Source organism: Flavobacterium kochi (genome assembly GCF_048286715.1).
Taxonomy (GTDB): Bacteria; Bacteroidota; Bacteroidia; order Flavobacteriales; family Flavobacteriaceae; genus Flavobacterium.
Window position 1 is genome coordinate 24446 of record NZ_JBLVPW010000005.1, and the last position, 20390, is coordinate 44835.

The 20390-nt window shown below is 34.0% G+C and carries 19 protein-coding genes and 1 pseudogene; 16 read left to right on the top strand and 4 right to left on the bottom strand.

Annotation, left to right across the window (positions count from 1 at the left end):
- The first annotated feature begins 22 nt into the window (after window positions 1-22).
- Complete coding sequence (locus tag ACNQGH_RS05735; RefSeq protein ID WP_417955030.1) at window positions 23-415, top strand: SRPBCC family protein; 393 nt, start codon at window positions 23-25, stop codon at window positions 413-415.
- Between the two features lie 96 nt (window positions 416-511).
- Here ACNQGH_RS05735 and ACNQGH_RS05740 read toward each other — a convergent pair whose 3' ends face one another.
- A complete protein-coding gene (locus ACNQGH_RS05740; protein ID WP_417955031.1) occupies window positions 512-1240 on the bottom strand; it encodes a biotin--[acetyl-CoA-carboxylase] ligase in 729 nt (242 codons plus the stop codon).
- 95 nt (window positions 1241-1335) lie between these two features.
- Here ACNQGH_RS05740 and rsfS point away from each other — a divergent pair, with 95 nt between their 5' ends.
- The 7 genes from rsfS (at window position 1336) to ACNQGH_RS05775 (ending at window position 6949) form a co-directional block, all read left to right on the top strand.
- A complete protein-coding gene (gene rsfS / locus ACNQGH_RS05745) occupies window positions 1336-1707 on the top strand; it encodes a ribosome silencing factor (RefSeq protein WP_039109645.1) in 372 nt (123 codons plus the stop codon).
- Window positions 1708-1722: 15 nt separating this feature from the next.
- A complete protein-coding gene (gene ftsH / locus ACNQGH_RS05750) occupies window positions 1723-3648 on the top strand; it encodes an ATP-dependent zinc metalloprotease FtsH (RefSeq protein ID WP_417955033.1) in 1926 nt (641 codons plus the stop codon).
- Between the two features lie 114 nt (window positions 3649-3762).
- Window positions 3763-4365 carry an LUD domain-containing protein gene (locus ACNQGH_RS05755; protein WP_417955034.1) on the top strand — a complete coding sequence of 201 codons (603 nt, stop codon included), beginning with the start codon at window positions 3763-3765 and terminating at the stop codon, window positions 4363-4365.
- 2 nt (window positions 4366-4367) lie between these two features.
- Window positions 4368-5258 carry a phosphatidate cytidylyltransferase gene (locus ACNQGH_RS05760; RefSeq protein WP_417955035.1) on the top strand — a complete coding sequence of 297 codons (891 nt, stop codon included), beginning with the start codon at window positions 4368-4370 and terminating at the stop codon, window positions 5256-5258.
- On the top strand, window positions 5248-5901 hold the full coding sequence (locus ACNQGH_RS05765) for a phosphatidylserine decarboxylase family protein (protein ID WP_417955036.1): 654 nt from the start codon (window positions 5248-5250) through the stop codon (window positions 5899-5901). The genes ACNQGH_RS05760 and ACNQGH_RS05765 overlap by 11 nt, the downstream gene beginning before the upstream one ends.
- Window positions 5901-6170 carry an acyl-CoA-binding protein gene (locus ACNQGH_RS05770; protein ID WP_417955037.1) on the top strand — a complete coding sequence of 90 codons (270 nt, stop codon included), beginning with the start codon at window positions 5901-5903 and terminating at the stop codon, window positions 6168-6170. The genes ACNQGH_RS05765 and ACNQGH_RS05770 overlap by 1 nt, the downstream gene beginning before the upstream one ends.
- A gap of 8 nt (window positions 6171-6178) precedes the next feature.
- The gene (locus ACNQGH_RS05775) at window positions 6179-6949 is read left to right on the top strand and encodes a superoxide dismutase (RefSeq protein WP_417955038.1); all 771 of its coding nucleotides are present in this window, start codon (window positions 6179-6181) and stop codon (window positions 6947-6949) included.
- A 117-nt stretch (window positions 6950-7066) separates the two neighbouring features.
- Here ACNQGH_RS05775 and ACNQGH_RS05780 read toward each other — a convergent pair whose 3' ends face one another.
- On the bottom strand, window positions 7067-8947 hold the full coding sequence (locus tag ACNQGH_RS05780) for an alpha-amylase family protein (protein ID WP_417955039.1): 1881 nt from the start codon (window positions 8945-8947) through the stop codon (window positions 7067-7069).
- A gap of 285 nt (window positions 8948-9232) precedes the next feature.
- Here ACNQGH_RS05780 and ACNQGH_RS05785 point away from each other — a divergent pair, with 285 nt between their 5' ends.
- The 4 genes from ACNQGH_RS05785 to ACNQGH_RS05800 all read left to right on the top strand — a co-directional run bounded on the left by ACNQGH_RS05785 (window position 9233) and on the right by ACNQGH_RS05800 (window position 14449).
- On the top strand, window positions 9233-10864 hold the full coding sequence (locus tag ACNQGH_RS05785) for an OstA-like protein (protein WP_417955040.1): 1632 nt from the start codon (window positions 9233-9235) through the stop codon (window positions 10862-10864).
- A gap of 36 nt (window positions 10865-10900) precedes the next feature.
- Window positions 10901-12094 carry an aspartate aminotransferase family protein gene (locus tag ACNQGH_RS05790; RefSeq protein ID WP_417955041.1) on the top strand — a complete coding sequence of 398 codons (1194 nt, stop codon included), beginning with the start codon at window positions 10901-10903 and terminating at the stop codon, window positions 12092-12094.
- Window positions 12095-12302: 208 nt separating this feature from the next.
- Entirely contained in the window at window positions 12303-13700 is a 1398-nt protein-coding gene (locus ACNQGH_RS05795; RefSeq protein ID WP_417955042.1) for a tetratricopeptide repeat protein, read from the top strand.
- Window positions 13700-14449 carry a shikimate dehydrogenase family protein gene (locus ACNQGH_RS05800; RefSeq protein ID WP_417955043.1) on the top strand — a complete coding sequence of 250 codons (750 nt, stop codon included), beginning with the start codon at window positions 13700-13702 and terminating at the stop codon, window positions 14447-14449. The genes ACNQGH_RS05795 and ACNQGH_RS05800 overlap by 1 nt, the downstream gene beginning before the upstream one ends.
- A 16-nt stretch (window positions 14450-14465) precedes the next feature.
- Here ACNQGH_RS05800 and ACNQGH_RS05805 read toward each other — a convergent pair whose 3' ends face one another.
- Together ACNQGH_RS05805 and ACNQGH_RS05810 are read right to left on the bottom strand one after the other, a co-directional pair.
- The gene (locus ACNQGH_RS05805; RefSeq protein ID WP_417955209.1) at window positions 14466-15116 is read right to left on the bottom strand and encodes a ligand-binding sensor domain-containing protein; all 651 of its coding nucleotides are present in this window, start codon (window positions 15114-15116) and stop codon (window positions 14466-14468) included.
- Window positions 15102-15155 (bottom strand): annotated as a pseudogene (locus tag ACNQGH_RS05810) (two-component regulator propeller domain-containing protein); the annotation flags it as partial. The gene ACNQGH_RS05805 and the pseudogene ACNQGH_RS05810, both read right to left, overlap by 15 nt.
- A 590-nt stretch (window positions 15156-15745) precedes the next feature.
- On the opposite strand from ACNQGH_RS05810, the gene ACNQGH_RS05815 reads away from it, so the two are divergent.
- The 4 genes from ACNQGH_RS05815 (at window position 15746) to hemN (ending at window position 20355) form a co-directional block, all read left to right on the top strand.
- Window positions 15746-17776, top strand: a complete 2031-nt coding sequence (locus ACNQGH_RS05815; protein WP_417955044.1) for a DUF349 domain-containing protein — start codon at window positions 15746-15748, stop codon at window positions 17774-17776.
- 142 nt (window positions 17777-17918) lie between these two features.
- Window positions 17919-18266, top strand: coding sequence for a hypothetical protein (locus ACNQGH_RS05820; RefSeq protein ID WP_417955045.1), 348 nt, complete (start codon window positions 17919-17921; stop codon window positions 18264-18266).
- Window positions 18267-18381: 115 nt separating this feature from the next.
- A complete protein-coding gene (locus ACNQGH_RS05825; RefSeq protein WP_417955046.1) occupies window positions 18382-18858 on the top strand; it encodes a hypothetical protein in 477 nt (158 codons plus the stop codon).
- Window positions 18859-18990: 132 nt separating this feature from the next.
- A complete protein-coding gene (gene hemN, locus ACNQGH_RS05830; protein ID WP_417955047.1) occupies window positions 18991-20355 on the top strand; it encodes an oxygen-independent coproporphyrinogen III oxidase in 1365 nt (454 codons plus the stop codon).
- Window positions 20356-20390: the final 35 nt, after the last annotated feature.

Here is a 20390-nt window from a genome sequence, read left to right on the forward strand (position 1 = left end):
AAAAAACACAATCCGCTAAACTATGAACTTACAAAGTCCAAAAGTTACTGTTCCTAAGCCAGCTCAAGAATTATTTAATTTATTGAGTGATGTAAAAAATTTCGAAAAATTAATGCCTGAAACAATTGCTAAATTTGAAGTTATTGGAGACGATGCCTTCATTTTTGGATTGAAAGGTATGCCGGAAATAAAATTAAAAATGAAAGAAAAAGTGGCGCCAAACAAAATTGTTTTGGGTGCTGCAAGTGATAAACTTCCATTTACTTTAATAGCTAATATTGGTTCTGTTTCTGACAATTCAAGTGACGTACAACTTGATTTTGAAGGAGAATTCAATCCAATGATGGCCATGATGATAAAAGGTCCTATTGGAAAATTTATCGAAACATTGGCCACTAACATGGCAAAACTGTAAAAACTTATTTTTTTAAAACAAATAACAACCTTTTAGTGCAAACTGAAAGGTTGTTTCGTTTACCTTAAAATCAGATCCTATCCAATGCTGTAAAAATTAATACAACATTTGAATTTCCTTGATGTCAAATTCAGAAATGGTATCATCTTCCAACAGAACCTGAAGTTTCCCCACAACAGAAACACCTTGGATAATTCCCATAAAATTCTGATTACTTTGATCCGAAAAAGGCATTGGAATTCCTTTTTTAAATAATTTTTGGATGTAATCATACCATAAAAAATTAGACACTTGTCTCCATAATTTAATATTGGATTCTATCTTTTCCAAAATTAAAAAAAGTAACTTCTCTCTGTCAAATTGTGTGTTGCAAATAACCGCTAAAGAAGATGCTTTTGGCAAATTTTCAAAATTAGTTTGATTTACATTTAGCCCTAAGCCCACAATGGAAACAATAGTACCATCACTTTTAATACTATTTTCTATCAAAATGCCACCTATTTTTTTATTGTATGACAATATGTCGTTTGGCCATTTTATGCTTAGATCAGGAATCTTATAAGTTTCCAAAACATCAATTACGGCAAGTGAAACTACGATATTCAAATTGTATATTTCACAAATATTCGATAAAAAATCCTTTATCAAAACACTCATTATTAAGTTTTTACCAACTTCAGAAGCCCAAACAGCGCCCATTTGTCCTTTACCCTTTGTTTGGCTTTCAGCAGTAACAACGGTGAAATTTTCCACTTCCTGTTTGTTCGATAACCCTTTTAGGAATTCATTTGTAGAATCTATGGCATCGAGTTTGATAACTTTCATATACGTTTTTTTGTGAAACAGAATTTAATATTATGTTAAGGTTCAAAAATAATCACAAAAAATGGTAACTTTACAAACTTATATAAAAATAATTCATGGCGAAAAAGACTATAAACAATGATGTCCTGTTGGCGAATATCATTAAAGGAATAGAAGAGGTAAAAGGAAATGATATCGATATTCTTGATTTAAGAGAAATAGACACCGCAGTTTGCGACTATTTCATCATCTGCAATGGAAATTCAAACACTCAAGTTAATGCTATCGTTAACTCTATACAAAAAACAGTTTCAAAAGAATTAAAAGACAAGCCTTGGCATGTTGAAGGAACTGATAATGCAGAATGGGTTCTTATGGATTATGTAAATATCGTAGTGCATGTTTTCCAAAAACACATACGGGAATATTACAATATTGAGAGTCTTTGGGGTGATGCAAAAATCACTACAATCGAAAACAAATACTAAAGAAACAAACTTCTAATGGCTAAAGATAATAATCCAAATTCGAATAAATTTAAAATAAGTCCTTGGTTAATTTATACAGCAATATTATTAATTTTCTTGTTTATAAGTTTTATAACCGGGGGTTCAAGTATACAAGAGCCAGCACAATTAACTTCATCTAAATTTAATAATTTTTTAGAAAAAGGTCAAATTGAAAAGGTTATTGTTTACAATAAAACAGAAGCTGAAGTATACCTAAACGCTGCAGCTCTAAAAGATCCAACACACAAAAAAGTAGCAAAAGATATTTTTGACAGACCTAATAAAGGCCCGCATTACTCCTTTGATATTGGTAATGATCAAATATTCCAGACTAAACTTGAAAAAGCGGTTAGCGAAGGCAAATTGAAAGATTTTAACTTCTTACCAAAAAATAATTGGTCAGATATTCTAATAAGTCTATTGCCCATTATCATCATTATTGGTGTTTGGATTTTCATTATGAGAAAAATGTCAGGCGGCGGCGGCGGCGGCGGCGGACAAATTTTCAATATTGGAAAATCAAAAGCAAAACTTTTTGACGAAAAAACCGACATCAAAACTACATTCAAGGATGTTGCTGGCTTAGAGGGTGCTAAAGAAGAAATTCAAGAAATTGTGGAATTCTTGAAAAACCCTGAAAAATACACCAATCTTGGAGGGAAAATTCCAAAAGGAGCTTTACTCGTAGGGCCTCCCGGAACAGGAAAAACGCTATTAGCGAAAGCCGTTGCCGGCGAAGCGCAAGTACCGTTCTTCTCTTTATCAGGTTCTGATTTTGTCGAAATGTTTGTTGGTGTAGGTGCTTCACGTGTACGTGACTTATTCAAACAAGCCAAAGAAAAATCTCCAGCTATCATTTTCATTGATGAGATTGATGCAGTAGGTAGAGCCAGAGGAAAAAGCAATATGTCTGGTGGAAATGACGAACGCGAGAACACATTAAACCAGTTACTTACTGAAATGGATGGTTTTGGAACCAACTCAAATGTAATTGTACTTGCTGCAACAAACAGAGCCGATGTTCTTGACAAGGCTTTAATGCGTGCAGGTCGTTTTGACAGACAAATTTTTGTTGACTTGCCAGATATTCGTGAGCGTGCCGAAATTTTTAAAGTACACTTGGCACCTTTGAAAAAAATAGAAGGATTGGACACTGACTTTTTAGCGAAACAAACTCCAGGTTTTTCTGGTGCAGACATTGCCAATGTATGTAACGAAGCGGCTTTGATTGCCGCAAGACATAACAAAACAGCAGTTGACAAACAAGACTTCTTAGATGCTGTTGATAGAATTGTAGGTGGTCTTGAAAAGAAAAATAAAATTGTGACTCCAGAAGAAAAGAAAGCAATCGCTATCCATGAAGCTGGTCACGCAACGGTAAGCTGGATGCTTGAACATGCCGCTCCATTAATAAAAGTAACCATTGTTCCTAGAGGACAAAGTTTAGGTGCAGCATGGTATTTACCAGAAGAACGATTAATTGTTCGTCCTGATCAAATGCTGGACGAAATGTGCGCTACTATGGGTGGAAGAGCAGCTGAAAAAGTTACATTTAACAGAATTTCTACTGGTGCATTAAGCGATTTAGAAAAAGTAACCAAACAAGCTCGTGCGATGGTCACTATTTATGGCTTGAATGAAAAAATAGGTAATGTTACTTATTATGATTCAACCGGACAGAGTGAATATAGTTTTTCAAAACCATATTCTGAAGAAACGGCTAAAATTATAGATGAAGAAATTTCATTACTTATTGAAAGCCAATACCAAAGAGCTATTGAAATATTAGAAGAAAATAAAGACAAACTAAATCAACTTGCCAATATCCTGATCGAAAAGGAAGTTATATTCAAAGATGATTTGGAAGCTATTTTTGGAAAAAGAACATTCGATAAAAATCTAGAGGAAGTAGTCTCTTAAAAAAGTACCTATTATTCAATTATTTTTAAAATCTTAATTCAAAAACCTCTTTTGAATTAAGATTTTTTTATCTTTGGACGTTTTCAAATAATAAATTAAGTAGTTTACAAGAATATGAGTCTTTTTAGAAAAATTTTTGGTTCTAGCAATCCGGCTTCTGACGAAGATAAAGAGAGTGAGTTTAGTAAGTCATTTACTGATAATGCTACCTCTATAGATGAAAAATTTATCTACAATTTTAAAAAAAATGGTGGTAAATTTTTATATTGTGAGAACTCAGAAGAAGTAAAAGAACAATTTGAAAACATACTTGAAGAAAATGACTGGTTTGAAAGTGAAGCCTTATGTTATGAGCCTGCTCTTTTTGGTATGCTGGATGACAATAAGCTTAAGTATGACAAACCTAAAAATCCAAAATTCCTGCTTGCAAGTTGTGAAAATTTAATTGCCGAAGAAGGTTCCATATTATTCTCTTCAAAGCAAATTAAACAAAACAAACCAAATGAATTACCTGCAAACATTATCATTTTAGTACATACAAGTCAGATTCTTGATGCTAAGAGCGATGGACTTAGTGCCATAAAAAAGAAATACCAAACAGATTACCCAACTAATATAACTACAATAAAATATTTCGAAAAAGCCAAAGAGGAGGATTTTACACAATATGGAAGTTCAGCAAAAAATCTATATTTATTGCTTTTAGAAGATCTTTAAAAATGAATGAAACTCTAAAACGAGGTATATCAGGAGCCATTTATATTATATTACTACTCGCTTCTATTTTATATTCAACGGAAAGCTTTTTTATTCTATTTGGAATCTTTCTTATAATTACAGTTTATGAATTTTGTAATTTAATTCAAATACATAAAGCATTTCCAATTCTTTTTGGAACCCTTTTATATACTACAATAACTTTAGTAAGCCATTACAATAAAATCACAACAGATGCCATCAATAGGGCATTCAACACTGATTTAGAAATCTCAGTAAACATTCAACAATTAGACATCGTTTTATTGGTCATAGCATTGGTCGTATCCATAAAATGTATCCTTTTCTTGTTTTATGACAATATTCAAAAAATAAGTACTTCGTCAAAATACCTGTATCTATTAGGGTATATTATATTACCATTTGTATTTATTACTAAAATTTCATTTGGAATAAATGACTATAATCCTAAAATTATAATTGGATTATTCATCTTAATATGGACCAACGATACCTTTGCTTATATCGTAGGAAAATCTATAGGCAGAACTAAATTATTCGAAAAAATATCACCTAAAAAAACGATAGAAGGATTCTTCGGCGGAATAATTTTTGCAGTTTTAGCCGGTTATTTAATATCAAAATACTACATCCGAGCCAATCCTCAATTTAGTGAGAGATCTATCTTAATTTGGACTACAATTGCTGTTATCGTTGGGATTGTAGGCACTATCGGAGATTTAATTGAATCCAAATTCAAACGTATCGCCGGTGTAAAAGATAGCGGAAGTATAATGCCAGGCCATGGAGGCATTCTAGATCGATTAGATAGTGTTATATTTGTAGCACCAATTATATTTTTATTTTACCAAATCTTAAACTATGTTTCATAAAGAAGGAACCCCATCAATTTTATTAGGCATTATTTTTACTGCCGTAGTCCTTTTATTGTCTGATAAATTCATTGACACCAATTGGATTAAAATGTTAATTCAAATAAGTGCGTTCTTGCTATTAATCATTATACTGCAATTTTTCAGAAACCCAAAAAGAACCGTAATCCTTAATGAAAATCACATTCTTGCTCCCGTTGACGGAAAAGTCGTTGTCATTGAAGAAGTATATGAAGGAGAATATTTTAAAGACAAACGTCTGCAGATTTCTATTTTCATGTCGCCTATAAATGTGCATGTAACGCGTTATGGACTAAGCGGAATTGTAAAATTCAGCAAATACCATCCTGGAAAATTCTTAGTGGCCTGGCATCCAAAAGCAAGTGAAGAAAACGAAAGAACAACAGTAGTCATTGAAAATAGAACATTCGGTGCTATTCTATACCGACAAATTGCTGGTGCTTTAGCCCGAAGAATTGTAAACTATGCTGAAGAAGGAATGCAGGTTATTCAGGGAACTGACGCCGGTTTCATAAAATTTGGATCAAGAGTAGATGTGTTTTTGCCTTTAGGTACACCAATCAATGTAGTGCTTAATCAAAAAGCAATCGGAGGAAAAACAATTATTGCCACAAAAGGATAATGATTAAAAAAAAATTAGATACCCGATTTCAAGAAGCAGTTGAAATTGCTTCTGAAATGACCCAGGCATCTTTACCACAGGATGTCCAGCTAAGACTTTATGCTTTTTATAAACAGGCTACTTTGGGAACTTTGGATCTAAAACAAACCTCAAATTACCATTTAAGAGATGCTTTCAAAATAAATGCCTGGATGCAAATAAGTCATCTTACGGCTGATGAAGCAAAAGAACAGTATATCGAAATCATCAATTCGATTTTGAAAAAATAATAGTACTCATGAAAAAGTTTAATTTTTGTATCCCTTGTATAGTATTGGTAACCCTTTTCCTTTCCTGCAATAACAAAAAACTCATTGAAGTTGTAGAGGTTCCGTTACCAACAGCTCAAGAAAAAATATCGATAGGAATTCCTGATGATGTAAAGGCTAATGAAGGCGCTTTTCAACTGGAAAAACTACCCTATTCCTATGATGCTTTAGCACCTAATATTTCGGAAGTTACGCTGGAAATGCATTATTCTAAGCATTATTTGACCTATACCAATAACCTGAATAAAGCGGTAGCCGGAACCGCATTAGAAAACTTAACTATTGAAGAAGTTTTAGCAAACTTAGATTTGAATGATGCCAATACCAGAAATAATGCCGGTGGTTATTACAATCATACTTTATACTGGCAAATTATGTCTCCTAAAGCTGGCGGAAAGCCCACAGCTATTTTAGCTGAAGCAATTACAGCAGATTTTGGTTCATTTGAAAACTTTGCGACCTTATTCAAAGATGAAGCTACAAAACAATTTGGCTCTGGCTGGGTATGGCTTGTAGTTGATAAAGCGGGTAAACTCCAAGTGACAAGCACTCAAAACCAAGATAACCCTTTGATGAAAAATGCGCTTATACCCGGAACACCGATTGTAGCTTTAGATGTTTGGGAACACGCCTATTATTTGGATTACCAATACAGAAGAAAAAATTATATCGATGCTTTTTTTAATGTAATCAATTGGAAAAAAGTGGCTGAAAATTACGATAATGCGATAAAAAAATAATACTCCAGATTTAAATTATAAAAAAATGCAGTTCAAATTGAACTGCATTTTTTGTTTCAATCCTCAGCTTAAAATCAACATTATATAAAACTAATAGCTACTGTAAATTAAGAATGGCTATTTGATTTTCGCCAATTCGTAAATAAACGATTCTGATGGCGCGATTGATATAGGAGTTCTTCCTTCCCCATTCAAAACCCGTAATTGAATACCATTTTTATGATACAACTGATCCGTTAAAGTATAATTTCCGTCTTTTAAATTCCATTTTTGAATAATCTCTGAAGGAATTTTTAGTTCAAAATTACTGGTGGTTAGCCAAGAAAAATTAGTGACCACTATCAATTTCTGTGTGTCTGACCAGCGGACGAAAGCATAAATTCCTGAATCGAAACCAGGAGTTTCATGGCGGTTAACCGTCTGGATTTCTTGGTATTTACCCATTAGCGCGGAACTTGTAAGAGAAAAATTCAGCAATCTCTTGTAAAAATCACGCAAGTCTTTTTCACTTTGCGTTAATTGACCTCCGTCAAATTTTCCTCCGTTCATCCAGCGTTGATGATTTGGAACTCCAATATAATCAAAAATTGAAGTTCTGGAATGGGTACCAAAACCTGCATTTTCGTTTCCGGCCTCTCCTACTTCCTGTCCAAAATAAATCATCGTAGGCGCAGTGCTTATTGAGGTTGAAACTACCATTAAGGGTTTCCCCTTTTCTGGCGATCCCGCAAATTCAGGACTTGCCAAACGTTGTTCATCGTGATTGTCAAGAAAATGCAGCATATGATGCTCAATATCTGCCATGCCTTTTTGTATGTCCGACAATCCATCCGGTAAGGATTTTCCACGAATGACATCTTTCAACTTATCGTACGTTTCTACCTTGTCATACAAATAATCCATTTTACCCAAACGAATGTAATTTCTATATTCATTCGGATTATAGACTTCGGCTAATAAAAAAGCATCTCGATTTTTTGTCTTTATCGCTGAATTCATATAGCTCCAAAATTCATAAGGCACCATTTCAGCCATATCGTACCGGAAGCCATCGACCCCTTTTTCAGTCCAATATAAGGCAATATCCCTGAATTTTATCCAAGAATCCGGAACCTTTTTTCCTTTCCAAAAATCGAAATGTTCTTGATATGATTTTGCATCAAAACCACTGGGAAGTTCTGGAAAATCCTTTGAACCATCAGGACGAATTCCGTAATTTACTTTTACCGTCTCATACCAATCATTGCGATCTGGTTTTGCCAGACGTGAACCGTTTCCAGTCCATTTTGCAGGATATTCTACAAACTTACCATCTGCAAGCGGATTCTTTTCACCATTTAACGGTTGATCAGTATCAGGCACTTCAAAAGGGGTATTCGGAATATAGTAAAAGTTATTATTTCTTTTATATTCCACACTTACATCATCATTTGCACCAAAATCTTTAACCCCCTTAGGATTAGTCTTTCCTTCGTATTTGCGCGCAATATGATTGGGAACAATATCTATAATCACCTTTAAACCCACTTTATGTGTTCTGGCAATTAACGCCTCAAATTCTTGTAAACGATGCACTGGATTGACAGCCAAATCAGGATTTACATTGTAATAATCTTTTACTGCATACGGTGACCCTGCTCTTCCTTTGACTATATCTGGGTCATCATTAGAAATTCCAATGGCAGTGTAATCACGTATCAAGGCATGATGCGGAACTCCAGTGTACCAAATATAGGTAACCCCCAAATCCTTTATCTCCCGTAATGCCTTATCCGTAAAATCATTAAACTTCCCTACCCCATTTTCCTCAAGGGTTCCCCAAGGTTTGTTATTGGTGTTTTTATTTCCGAAAAGACGTGTAAAAACCTGATATACAACTTCCTTCTTATTCAAGACTGTCTCTTTCGGTATTGCGTTCATTTTTAAATCTTTCATTTTACAAGCCGTTGCCAAAAGCCCCAAACTTATTCCTGCAACAATAGTTATTTTTTTTATCATACAAAATTATTTATGCTGATTTCTGTTCATTTTCCGATATTCTAAATCAAATAGAATATCAATTTTTAAATTTAATATATTTTAGAATAAAGAAGTTGCTATCGTTTGAAATTAAAATGACTCCCTTTTTCAAAACAGACACTACAACGAAAGAGTACTATTATTTGTTGATAACTTTAAAAGTAAGCAAGACGGTTTTCGGTCTCCTATCATCTAATTATAAATAAATCCTAATATGGATTAGGATTGTCTCCTTTTTCATAAATTTGACAAAAAATAAATCCCTTGAAGAAATCTCTATTTTTCATTCGTTGCTGTTTACTATTACTCTGTACTAATTTGGTTTTGGCACAGGCACCAAAAAAAATTGTTGTGGAACATTCTGATTATTTTGATGTAAACCAAGTTGAAATACCCGATGCGGTTTTGCTTACCGGAAACGTTCGCGTGAATCATGATGGAGTAGTTTTAACCTGTAATAAAGCCTATTATTTTCAAAAGGAAAATTACATTAAGGCTTTTGGAAATGTACAATTAGTTCAAGGAGACACTTTATTTTTAGACAGTAAATATGCTGAATATAACGGAAATGTAAAGAAAGCATTTGCAACTGGAAATGCAGTGATGAGTTCACCGGATGCTACATTGGCGACAGACACCATAAACTTTGACAGAAACACACAGGAAGTATTTTATAATTCACCAGGCACAATTGTAAATAAGGACAATACGTTAAAGAGTAAATCCGGAAAATATTATGTCGCTGAAAAGAAATTTCAATTTCTCACGGCAGTTACCATCACCAATCCAACGTATGTGATAAAAACAAATCATTTGGATTATTTTAGTAATTCGGGGCATTCCTATCTTTTAGGACCTTCCACAATTACCAGTAAAGCCAATTATATTTATACTGAAAAAGGATTTTATGATACCAAAAAAAATCTGGCCCATTTTCTTAATAAATCCTATATCAGATATGATGATCGGGTAATAAAAGGAGATAGTCTGTATTATGACAGAAACAGGGAATTTGCATCAGCAACACGGAATGTAAAAATAACAGATTCCATCAATCGCGGGATTGTTAAAGGAAATTACGCCGAAATATATAAAAAACAGGATTCTATGTTTGTAACCAAAAGAGCTGTGGCGGTAAACTTTGTCGAAAATGACTCGGTTTACATTCATGGAAAAAAATTAATGGTTACCGGTAAAGAAGGAAACCGAATTATTAGGGCTTTCAACAATGTTCGCTTTTACAAAAAGGACATGAGCGGAAAATGTGATTCGATACATTCGAGTTCAAAAACAGCTTTGACAAAACTGATCGGAAATCCCATACTTTGGAATGGTGAAAATCAGATTACAGGGGATATTATGCATCTTATTGGAAATAACAACACCAAAGAGCTTGATTCGCTCAAAGTTCTCAATAATACTTTTCTGGTCTCGAAAGATACATTGGGAACGGGCTATAATCAGGTAAAAGGGCAAAATCTATTTGGAAAATTTGAGGAAGGAAAATTACACGATGTAGATATAATTAAAAATACCGAAGTCATTTATTACATGCGCAATGATGCCAAAGAACTCATTGGTATCAATAAAAATGTAAGTAGTAAAATCAATATTATCTTTGATAAAAAGACAATAGAAACGATCACCTTTTTCCAGCAAGTGGATGGCGATATTTATCCTGAAAAAGATTTGCCTGAAAACGCACGAAAACTTCGGGGTCTAGTCTGGCGAGGTGATGAAAGGATAAAATCCAAAGACGACATTTTCCCCGAGGAAGAAAATGTGGATAACGATAAAATAGCCAAAGCGACCCAAGTAGAAGAGGCAAAGAAAGATCTCCCCATGAAAATCCGAAAGGAAACATTGAACTATGATAAAAAGAAAGGCAAGAAGTAGTTTGCTGATGCCGGATAACAGATTAAACAAATAGCTTTGAATAACGATTTCCTAAAATACCAAGCACAAACATCTCCCTATCCGTTGGGTATGGAAGTGTCACATGCGGTAGGCTCCTATATTTACGATTCCAATAATAAAAAATATTTAGATTTCGTGGCTGGAGTTTCCGCTTGTGCACTTGGACATCAACACCCAAGAGTCAATCAGGCTATAAAAGATCAGTTAGACAAATATTCGCATGTTATGGTCTATGGCGAATATTCACAAAGCCCGGCAGTCCAATATTGCAAACTATTAGCCTCACTCCTACCCGCCCCTTTAGACAAAACCTACTTGGTAAATTCAGGAACAGAAGCCATTGAAGGCGCTTTAAAACTCGCCAGACGAACTACCGGAAGAAGCCAATTGATTTCGTGTCACAATGCGTATCACGGAAATACTATGGGTTCCATGAGCGTTATGGGTTTTGAAGAACGCAAACAAATTTTTCGTCCGTTAATTCCTGATGTCGATTTCATTACGTTCAACAACGCAGATGATTTACAAAAAATAACAACCAAAACTGCAGGAATTATTCTGGAAACCATTCAAGGTGGCGCAGGATTTATTCAGCCACACGATGATTTTCTAAAAAAAGTACGTCAACGCTGCACTGAAGTGGGCGCGATTATGATTCTCGACGAAATTCAACCGGGTTTTGGGAGAACGGGAAAACTTTTCGGCTTCCAAAATTACGATGTCGTTCCTGATATTGTGGTCATGGGGAAAGGAATGGGCGGAGGTATGCCTGTAGGTGCTTTTACTGCCTCATCTGCCATGATGGATTTGTTGAGTAACAATCCTAAATTGGGTCACATCACGACTTTTGGAGGCCACCCTGTCATTGCGTCAGCTTGCTTGGCGACTTTGCAGGAAATTACTGAGACCAATCTCATGGCCGAAGCAATGGAGAAAGAAAAGCTCTTTAGAACACTTTTGGTACATCCTTTGATAGAAGAAATAAGAGGAAAGGGATTAATGCTGGCTGCAATGACCAAAAGTGCCGATATAACAAACGAAGTGATTCTTAAATGTCAAGACAAAGGACTCATTTTATTTTGGCTACTATTTGAAGGATGCGCAATTAGAATAACGCCTCCTCTTACCATTTCTGAAGAAGAAATACGAGAAGGCTGTAGCATCATGCTTGAAGTAATGGATGAAATTTTGAACAGGAATAATATTTAAAAATACCGCAATTGAGAGCTATTTCCTGCTATCCGTTGCACTATTTTACTTTTTTGACAGCAAAAAAGTAAAAAACTTCCACTACTAGGGCATCAGTATTAAACCAAAGCTTTTTTGTTAATTAAATTGTTCACAACAATTCTAACTTTCCCCCACATTAGAAGTACGATTACCTAAATTTATTTAGGCCAAATTAAAAACACATAGTATGCAATTAAGCAACGAAGAAGAAGACTATAACTTATCATTGTCTAAATTTGAGTCCATGTTGAAAACCAACAAAGTTCTCTTTTTTGACTCCGAAGAATTTGAAGAAATTATTCTTCATTATCTCGATATGGGTAAGGCCGCCTTGGCAAAAAAAGCGCTGAAACTAGCATTGGAGCAGCATCCAAAATCTACCGGACTAAAACTAGTCCAGGTGGAAATGCTTGTATATGATGACAAACTCGAATTAGCCGAAAAGCTATTAAATGAGTTGTACGCCATTGAACCAACCAATGAAGAAATTTACATTCAAAAAGCCAATATCTGTTCTAAAAGAGACCAGCATGAAAAGGCTGTTGAGATGTTGAAAATAGCATTACAATATACTGACGATTATGCCGACGTCTATAATTTAATAGGCATGGAATATCTTTTTATGGATAATCTTGAAATGGCAAAAGAAAGCTTTATCAAGTGTTTGGAAGAAGATTTGGAAGACCAATCAGCCTTGTATAACGTTGTGTATTGTTTTGAATTTTTGGATCAAAATCAAGAAGCTATCACCTATTTAAACATGTACATTGACAAAAACCCGTATAGCGAAATCGCTTGGCATCAGCTAGGTCGTTTGCATTATGGAGTTAAAGAATTTGAAAATGCCATTCGCGCCTTTGATTATGCCACTTTAATCGATGACGAATTCCTAGGTGCTTTTATGGAAAAAGCCAAAGCCTATGAACGTTTAAAAAAATACGCAGAAGCAATAGAAAGCTATAGCAGAACTATTGAATTAGATGATGCAACTTCGTATGCTTTACTCCGTATGGGTAAATGCTATGAAAAGTTAGGCAATAAGGTATTAGCATTAAAATATTTTAATAAAACAGTACATGAAGACCCCCTTTTAGACAAAGGATGGATTGCCATTACTGACTTTTATGTACGCCAAAAAAATTACCAGAAAGCACTATTTTATGTCAACAAAGCGTTAGCCATCGACAACCAAAATCGTTTATACTGGAAACGCTTTGCAACCATTAACAAACAAATGAACTTCTTTGAAGAAGCCGAATTTGGCTATAGAAAAGCGGTTGAATTTGGCGATTACCAGCTAGACACCTGGTTGTTTTGGGTAGATATTCTTCAATTTTTAGGGGAATTCGAAAGTGCTATCCAAACTTTATTGCAGGCTTCTGAATATTTTCCGGAAGAGAATGAAGTTGAATACCGTTTGGCAGGGTTGTATTTTATGATTTCGCAAAACACAAAAGCAAAATTCCATTTAAGTAATGCCATGCGATTGAATTTCGACAATTACATTCTTATTGAAGATTTATTTCCAGTAGTTTGGGCAAAAAAAATGGTCCAAAATTATATTGCAAAATACAAAAAATTATAATGGTTGATATAGTTAGAAAACGCTTTGGTTTATTAGGACGCAACATTAATTATTCCTTTTCGAAAGGATATTTTACCGATAAATTTAATAACGAGAACTTTACAGGTTGCACGTATGAGAATTTCGATATTCCGGAAATAGATGCTTTTCCAGAAATAACAAAAAGCACTTCAGATTTAAAAGGACTGAATGTTACGATTCCGTATAAGGAAACAGTAATTCCATTTTTAGATAAATTATCTAAAAAAGCGGAGCAAATAGGGGCTGTAAATACCATTAAAATTACCAAAAAAGGAAAGTTAAAAGGGTATAATACGGATTATTATGGTTTCAAAAAATCATTACAACCGTTATTGCAGCCACACCATAAAAAAGCCTTAATTTTAGGAACAGGAGGCGCTTCTAAAGGAGTTGCTTTTGCTTTGGGCGAACTGGACATCCCGTACACTTTTGTTTCCAGGGAAGTCAAAGAAAATGCTATCGATTATAACCGAATCAATGCGACAACATTTGACAATTACCAAATCATAATTAACTCCACCCCAGTAGGAACGAGCCCTAATGTGGAGGCGTTCCCTTTAATTCCTTATGAATTTTTCACCAATAAGCACATTGCTTTTGATTTGATTTACAATCCCGCTGAAACGCAATTCCTAAAAAAAGCAAAAGAACACGGAGCCCAAATTAAAAACGGTTTGGATATGCTTATTTTTCAAGCAGAGAAAGCTTGGAAAATTTGGAATAAATAACAATAGTTCCGTTACACTATAAATCGTCTTGTTTTAAAAACTCCTTTACTCGTTTTGTGTAATGGGTGTTTGCGCGTGCTAAATCATGACAATTTTTATCGTACAAACATAATCCATCACCATAAGTACCGATCCATATATTACCAAATTTATCTGAATAAATGACTCTAAGATCATTTCCAGCGATGCTGTTACCGCTTTTAGGATCGCCGAGGTAATGAACCATCTGATTGGTTTTATAAGTAAACCAGTTAAGCCCTCCGCTTGTAGCCAACCATAAATTGCCTTCTAAATCTTCAGCAATTTTTATAACCACATTACTGCCTATACTATTTTTATAATTCGTTTTAAAAAACTTGCATTTTCCATTTTCTAAATTGATTAAACAAAGCCCTTTCGAGGTACCCAACCAGATATTTCCAAGGCGGTCCTGAAAAATAGCATTCAGAACAAATCCTTCTAAATTATATCGGGTAAATTCATTTTTATCGCGATTAAATCTATTTAGACCTGATCTGGTAACTATCAAAAGGGCACCGGTTCTGGCTTCTAAAATATCAGTAACAAAATTATTGGAAAGAGCGAAGCGATTGCCAGGGTCATTTTTAAACACCTTAAATTTATAACCATCAAATCTATTTAAGCCATCCCGGGTACCAAACCACATAAATCCCTTACTATCTTGCAGCATCGCTGTAACAGTACTTTGAGACCATCATTAGTAGTTATTTGCTTAAAACGAAAGTCTTTTTTTTGAGCATGAGCAGCCTTTGGCAAAATCAGAAACAGAAATAATAAGTGAAGACATCTCATTTGATACTATATCAGGCAGAAAGACCAAATTACAATCAATCGTTGTTATGAATTATAAGCTAAAAACACCATTAAAAAAGAAATACCTGGTAATTTAAACACAGCTACAGGAATTATTGGTTACCATACAATTTTTGACCAGAAAATCAGCAAAACTCATAAAAATGCAAAAGCAATAAGGTAAAACAATTCAAACAAAACCGTTGTAAATAACGGCTATTTTTTAGTTAAAATTACACGCTGAAATACAATTCGTAATTAAATGAAAAAAACATAAATCTAAGCTCACCAAACTAACCGGCATCCTATTATCTCCTTTTTCAGAACTAAAAAAATAGCGAACCAATCGCAGGAAATTGCTTCAAAAAAAACAATGTTTTAACATAAAATGACTATAAATAAAGGAAATATTTTGTACTTTCATGCTCCTTTACTATCTTTCGTGTTCGATAAAAAAAATAAAAACCTTATACATTTAAAAAAATGTTAGAAGAAAAGAATGACAACCTGCTTGAAGCAGATGGAAATTTAGAAAACAATTCAGTTGAATTAAGTCAATTCGACGCTGAAGTTTTGGAAAAAACAGCATTATCTACGCCAATTGATCTGCCTGCAGAAGAAAATGTTGTTATCCCTTCTAATGAAGAACTGCCAGAGACTGAAGTTATTTCAGAGACCGAACCTACTGCAGAGACTGAAAATCAGACTGCACTGGATGCAATTGCTGAAACAAACGCAGAAGAAAGTGAAGATGAAACGCTGAAAGAGCGCCATGATATTCCAATGCAGGATTATGATAAATTGCCTCTTGAAGCACTGGTAGAAGAACTTAAGAGTTTAGTTACCAATGAAAAAGTGATGTCAGCAAAGGATCATATTGAAGAAATAAAAAAAGCATTCTTAGCGAAATACAATCATCTTCTTGAAGAGAAAAAAGAGGAGTTTCTTACTGAAAATCAAGATCCAAATGAAGAATTTCAATACCATTCTCCGTTAAAAACTCAATTTGACAAATACTACTCTCTTTTTAGAGATACTAAAAATACACATTTCAAGAGTTTACAAACGAATCTAAAAACCAATTTAGAAAATCGTCTGGCTATTGTTGAGGAATTGAAAGAATTAATCAATCCGCAAGAAAACATCAAAGACACCCTAAAACATTTTAATGATTTAAGAGAGCGATGGAAAAATGCGGGACCAATTCCAAAAGACAAATACAATCACGTTTGGAACAATTTCCATTTTCATGTGGAAAATTTCTATGATTATTTGCATCTTGACAGAGAGGCCAGAGACTTAGATTTCAAACATAATCTGGAACAAAAACAAAAAATTGTCGCGCGTGTCGAAGAATTGGTGAAAGAAGCCGATGTCAATAAAGCATTCCGGGAACTACAGGATTTACATAGAATCTGGAAAGAAGATATTGGACCTGTTTCTAGAGAACATCGTGATGCCATTTGGAACAGGTTTAGTGATTTGACTAAACAAATGCACGATAAACGAGAAGTTTTATTTGAAAATCAAAGAGGAACGGAACTTGAGAATTTAGAAAAGAAAAAAGAAATTATAGCCAAAATTGAAGTTTTAGCAACTGAAAAAGTGAATGCTCATTCGCAATGGCTGAATCAAATAGAAAAAATTGAAGCCTTAAGAACTGCTTTCTTCTCTGCGGGAAAAGTACCGTCCGATGTAAATGAGGAAACTTGGGCAAGTTTTAAAACTGCCGTTAGAAATTTTAATTCTTTCAAAAATTCATTTTATAAAGACATTAAGAAAGATCAAAACGACAATTTAACCAAAAAAACAGCTCTTGTTGCAAAAGCCAAAGAACTGCAGGAAAGTACTGATTTTGCAGCCACTACTCCAATCATGAAGCAAATTCAGGACGAGTGGAAACAAATAGGCCATGTACCCCGAAAATATTCAGATAAAATCTGGAAGGAGTTTAAAGACGCCTGTAATCATTATTTTGACAAATTAAAAGAGCAAAAGAATGAGGAAAATGGAGAAGAAGTAGAAGCTTTTGATAATAAAAAAGTCTATTTAGAAACGTTGAGAGAGTTCCAATTGACTGGTGATCATAAAACGGATTTGGATGCTATAAAATTACATATTGAAACTTGGAAAAACTTTGGAAAAGTCCCTTTCCCTAGAAGACATATTGAAGGGAAATTCAATAAAATCCTCGATGCTCTTTTTGAAAAACTAAGCTTGAGTAAAAAAGATACTGACATGATACGTTTTGCCAATAGAATGGACAATTTATCAGAAAGTAATGATATGCGTAAACTGGATAACGAAAAGATATTCCTGATGCGTAAGATTGAAGAAGTTCAGAATGAAATTTTCCAATTGGAGAATAACATTCAGTTTTTCACCAATACCAGAAATGCGAAAAAAGAAAATTCTATTGTATTAGAAGTTCGTAAAAACATCGCTATCCATAAAGAAAGCCTTGATATTTGGAAAGAAAAGCTAAAACAATTGAGAAATTTGAAAATAGAATAATTTTCAATACTAGTCAAAATCAAACCTCGCCCTTAAACAGTTCGAGGTTTTTTTATGTAAAAGCACTTCAGAATTTAAAATTTTAACTTTCATTTATTAGAAAAAATTACCTGAAATCGGTCGCAAACTTTACATTTGCACAATGGATTGGATTCGGAAAACAATTGTTTTTGTTGGACTTTTAATTGTTTTATTATTTGCTTTAACAGCAAAGCCATCCCCTATTGAAAAAGTTCAATTAGAAAAATCCGGCGCTTCCTTTTCTCCTGACTCCATTCATTCTTCGGTTTTTATTCAGCCTCAAGCAACAAGTACTTTTGGTGTAAATTATAAAACTACCGATTTTGCACTTGTAAAATATTTTGAAAATTTTCTAGTTGCAACTTCGGCTATTAAAGTCAGTACATTTTTTACTTCCTATGCGAAACAAGACATCAACCGATGTGAAATGGTTTCGCTGCTACTCTTTCCTTTTCATTTTTTTTGGTGATTTTGAGACCCTGATTCCACAATTAGAAGTACACTTATCTTCTTTTCAGAATTGATTCCATTTGGTATTCAATTCCATTTATCATGCTATACAATTCACTCAAAAAAATAAAAAAATGGATACATCCGTAACTATAATAGGCTTAATAATCACCTTCTTGATAAGCATTCCGCTCTTCTTTGTATTTCGCTCCAACGTACTCAATAAAAACAAAATCAAAGCGATAAAGCAACAATACAGCCAGAATAATCATTTCAATTTTGAATTGACTGAAACTCAAAACAAAAAAGTATTGGCTTTAGATCCAAAAAACAAAGGGTTTCTTTTAATCGATTTTAACACTGCAAAAGAATCCGTTTATTTTGTCAACTTAATTGATGTTCATTCCTGCAAGCTGGTTCTCACAACTGAAATCAATTCAGACAAAATCCTAAAAATCGAATTTGAATTCGAGCATAAGGAAACAAAAAAAAGGGAACAAATTCTTTTTTATACCATTGAAAATGAAATAGTAGATCAGGTTTGTTTGTATGAAGATAACCAGTTGGCAAAAAAATGGATAAAAATTATTCAGGATTGCATTTCCGGTTAACTATCACTTATTTTTCACTAAAGGGGCTGTTGTAAAGACAGTCTTTTTTTATGCTCCTTTTTTTAACATGATAATTATCATTTTAAATATTTAGGACTAGTGCTACTTTTGACTACTGATAAAGACTTTACTATGAAAAATTCTCTAATTCAAAAATACAATGTTCCAGGTCCCAGATATACTAGTTATCCAACGGTTCCTTACTGGGATGAAACTGATTTTTCTAATGAAATTTGGCTAGAGACACTGAAAAATTCATTTGCAGCAAGCAATGGTTCAGAGGGAATCAGTTTGTATATACATTTGCCTTTTTGCGAAAGCTTATGTACTTTTTGTGGCTGCAACAAGCGTATTACAAAAAATCATGCTGTTGAAAATCGGTATATTAATGCCGTTTTAAAAGAATGGACTTTATATTGTAAAATCCTTGGAGAAAAACCAACCATAAAAGAAATTCATTTGGGTGGTGGAACTCCCACATTTTTCTCTCCAAAAAATTTAGAAGATTTAATAAATGGTATTTTCAGCCATGCCCATAAAGCGGAAGTCCATGAATTTAGTTTTGAAGGACATCCAAACAATACTTCACATGAACATCTGCAAAAACTCTATGATTTAGGTTTCAGAAGAGTCAGTTTTGGTGTTCAGGATTATTCCGAAAAAGTTCAAAAAGCAATTCACAGAGAACAGCCTTTTCACAATGTGGCAAAAGTTACCTTTTGGGCACGGGAAATTGGTTATACTTCGATCGGTCATGATATTATTTTCGGATTACCATTTCAGGAAATTGACGGTATTATCGATACTATTGAGAAAACTAAATCTTTGCAGCCCGATCGATTGGCGTTTTATAGTTACGCACATGTACCTTGGATTAAAGGAAATGGACAACGCGGGTTTAATGAGGGTGACATTCCAAAAGATGATAAAAAGCGAATCCTGTATGAAACAGGCAAAAAATTATTGCACGAAAATGGATATCATGAAATAGGAATGGATCATTTTGCTCTAAAAACGGACAGCTTATATCATGCTTTTCAAAATGGAAAACTACATCGAAATTTCATGGGATACAGTTCGTCAAAAACACAATTGATGATTGGTTTAGGTGTTTCTTCCATCAGTGACAGTTGGTATAGTTTTGCTCAAAATGCAAAAAATCTGGAAGATTACTATCAAATCCTGGAATGGGATAAATTACCTGTTTTCAGAGGCCATTTATTGACCGATGAAGACCTCATCATCAGGAAACACATTCTAAATTTAATGTGTCAATTTGAAACTTCTTGGAAAAACAACGGCGGCTATTTTAATGAAATTCCTGAAGTTTTACTTTTACTAAAGGAAATGGAGAAAGATGAATTAGTAAACATAAATGATACTGCCATTCAGGTTACGGAAAAGGGCAAAGCTTATGTTCGCAATATTTGCATGGCCTTTGATTTGCGATTAAAAAGGAAAGCTCCGGACACTGAATTATTCTCGATGACAATCTAGCGATTGCTGCTCTTAGAAAGTAAAAGCAAGCAGTC

What these genes read in the sequence shown, in the direction of transcription:
- ftsH (WP_417955033.1), top strand. Translation starts at nt 1,723, where the DNA reads ATGGCTAAAGATAATAATCCAAATTCGAATAAATTTAAAATAAGTCCT.
- ACNQGH_RS05820 (WP_417955045.1), top strand. Translation starts at nt 17,919, where the DNA reads ATGGATTGGATTCGGAAAACAATTGTTTTTGTTGGACTTTTAATTGTT.
- ACNQGH_RS05815 (WP_417955044.1), top strand. Translation starts at nt 15,746, where the DNA reads ATGTTAGAAGAAAAGAATGACAACCTGCTTGAAGCAGATGGAAATTTA.
- ACNQGH_RS05760 (WP_417955035.1), top strand. Translation starts at nt 4,368, where the DNA reads ATGAATGAAACTCTAAAACGAGGTATATCAGGAGCCATTTATATTATA.
- rsfS (WP_039109645.1), top strand. Translation starts at nt 1,336, where the DNA reads ATGGCGAAAAAGACTATAAACAATGATGTCCTGTTGGCGAATATCATT.
- ACNQGH_RS05765 (WP_417955036.1), top strand. Translation starts at nt 5,248, where the DNA reads ATGTTTCATAAAGAAGGAACCCCATCAATTTTATTAGGCATTATTTTT.
- ACNQGH_RS05800 (WP_417955043.1), top strand. Translation starts at nt 13,700, where the DNA reads ATGGTTGATATAGTTAGAAAACGCTTTGGTTTATTAGGACGCAACATT.
- ACNQGH_RS05740 (WP_417955031.1), bottom strand. Translation starts at nt 1,240, where the DNA reads ATGAAAGTTATCAAACTCGATGCCATAGATTCTACAAATGAATTCCTA.
- ACNQGH_RS05825 (WP_417955046.1), top strand. Translation starts at nt 18,382, where the DNA reads ATGGATACATCCGTAACTATAATAGGCTTAATAATCACCTTCTTGATA.
- ACNQGH_RS05805 (WP_417955209.1), bottom strand. Translation starts at nt 15,116, where the DNA reads ATGTGGTTTGGTACCCGGGATGGCTTAAATAGATTTGATGGTTATAAA.
- ACNQGH_RS05735 (WP_417955030.1), top strand. Translation starts at nt 23, where the DNA reads ATGAACTTACAAAGTCCAAAAGTTACTGTTCCTAAGCCAGCTCAAGAA.
- ACNQGH_RS05775 (WP_417955038.1), top strand. Translation starts at nt 6,179, where the DNA reads ATGAAAAAGTTTAATTTTTGTATCCCTTGTATAGTATTGGTAACCCTT.
- hemN (WP_417955047.1), top strand. Translation starts at nt 18,991, where the DNA reads ATGAAAAATTCTCTAATTCAAAAATACAATGTTCCAGGTCCCAGATAT.
- ACNQGH_RS05795 (WP_417955042.1), top strand. Translation starts at nt 12,303, where the DNA reads ATGCAATTAAGCAACGAAGAAGAAGACTATAACTTATCATTGTCTAAA.
- ACNQGH_RS05770 (WP_417955037.1), top strand. Translation starts at nt 5,901, where the DNA reads ATGATTAAAAAAAAATTAGATACCCGATTTCAAGAAGCAGTTGAAATT.
- ACNQGH_RS05780 (WP_417955039.1), bottom strand. Translation starts at nt 8,947, where the DNA reads ATGATAAAAAAAATAACTATTGTTGCAGGAATAAGTTTGGGGCTTTTG.
- ACNQGH_RS05755 (WP_417955034.1), top strand. Translation starts at nt 3,763, where the DNA reads ATGAGTCTTTTTAGAAAAATTTTTGGTTCTAGCAATCCGGCTTCTGAC.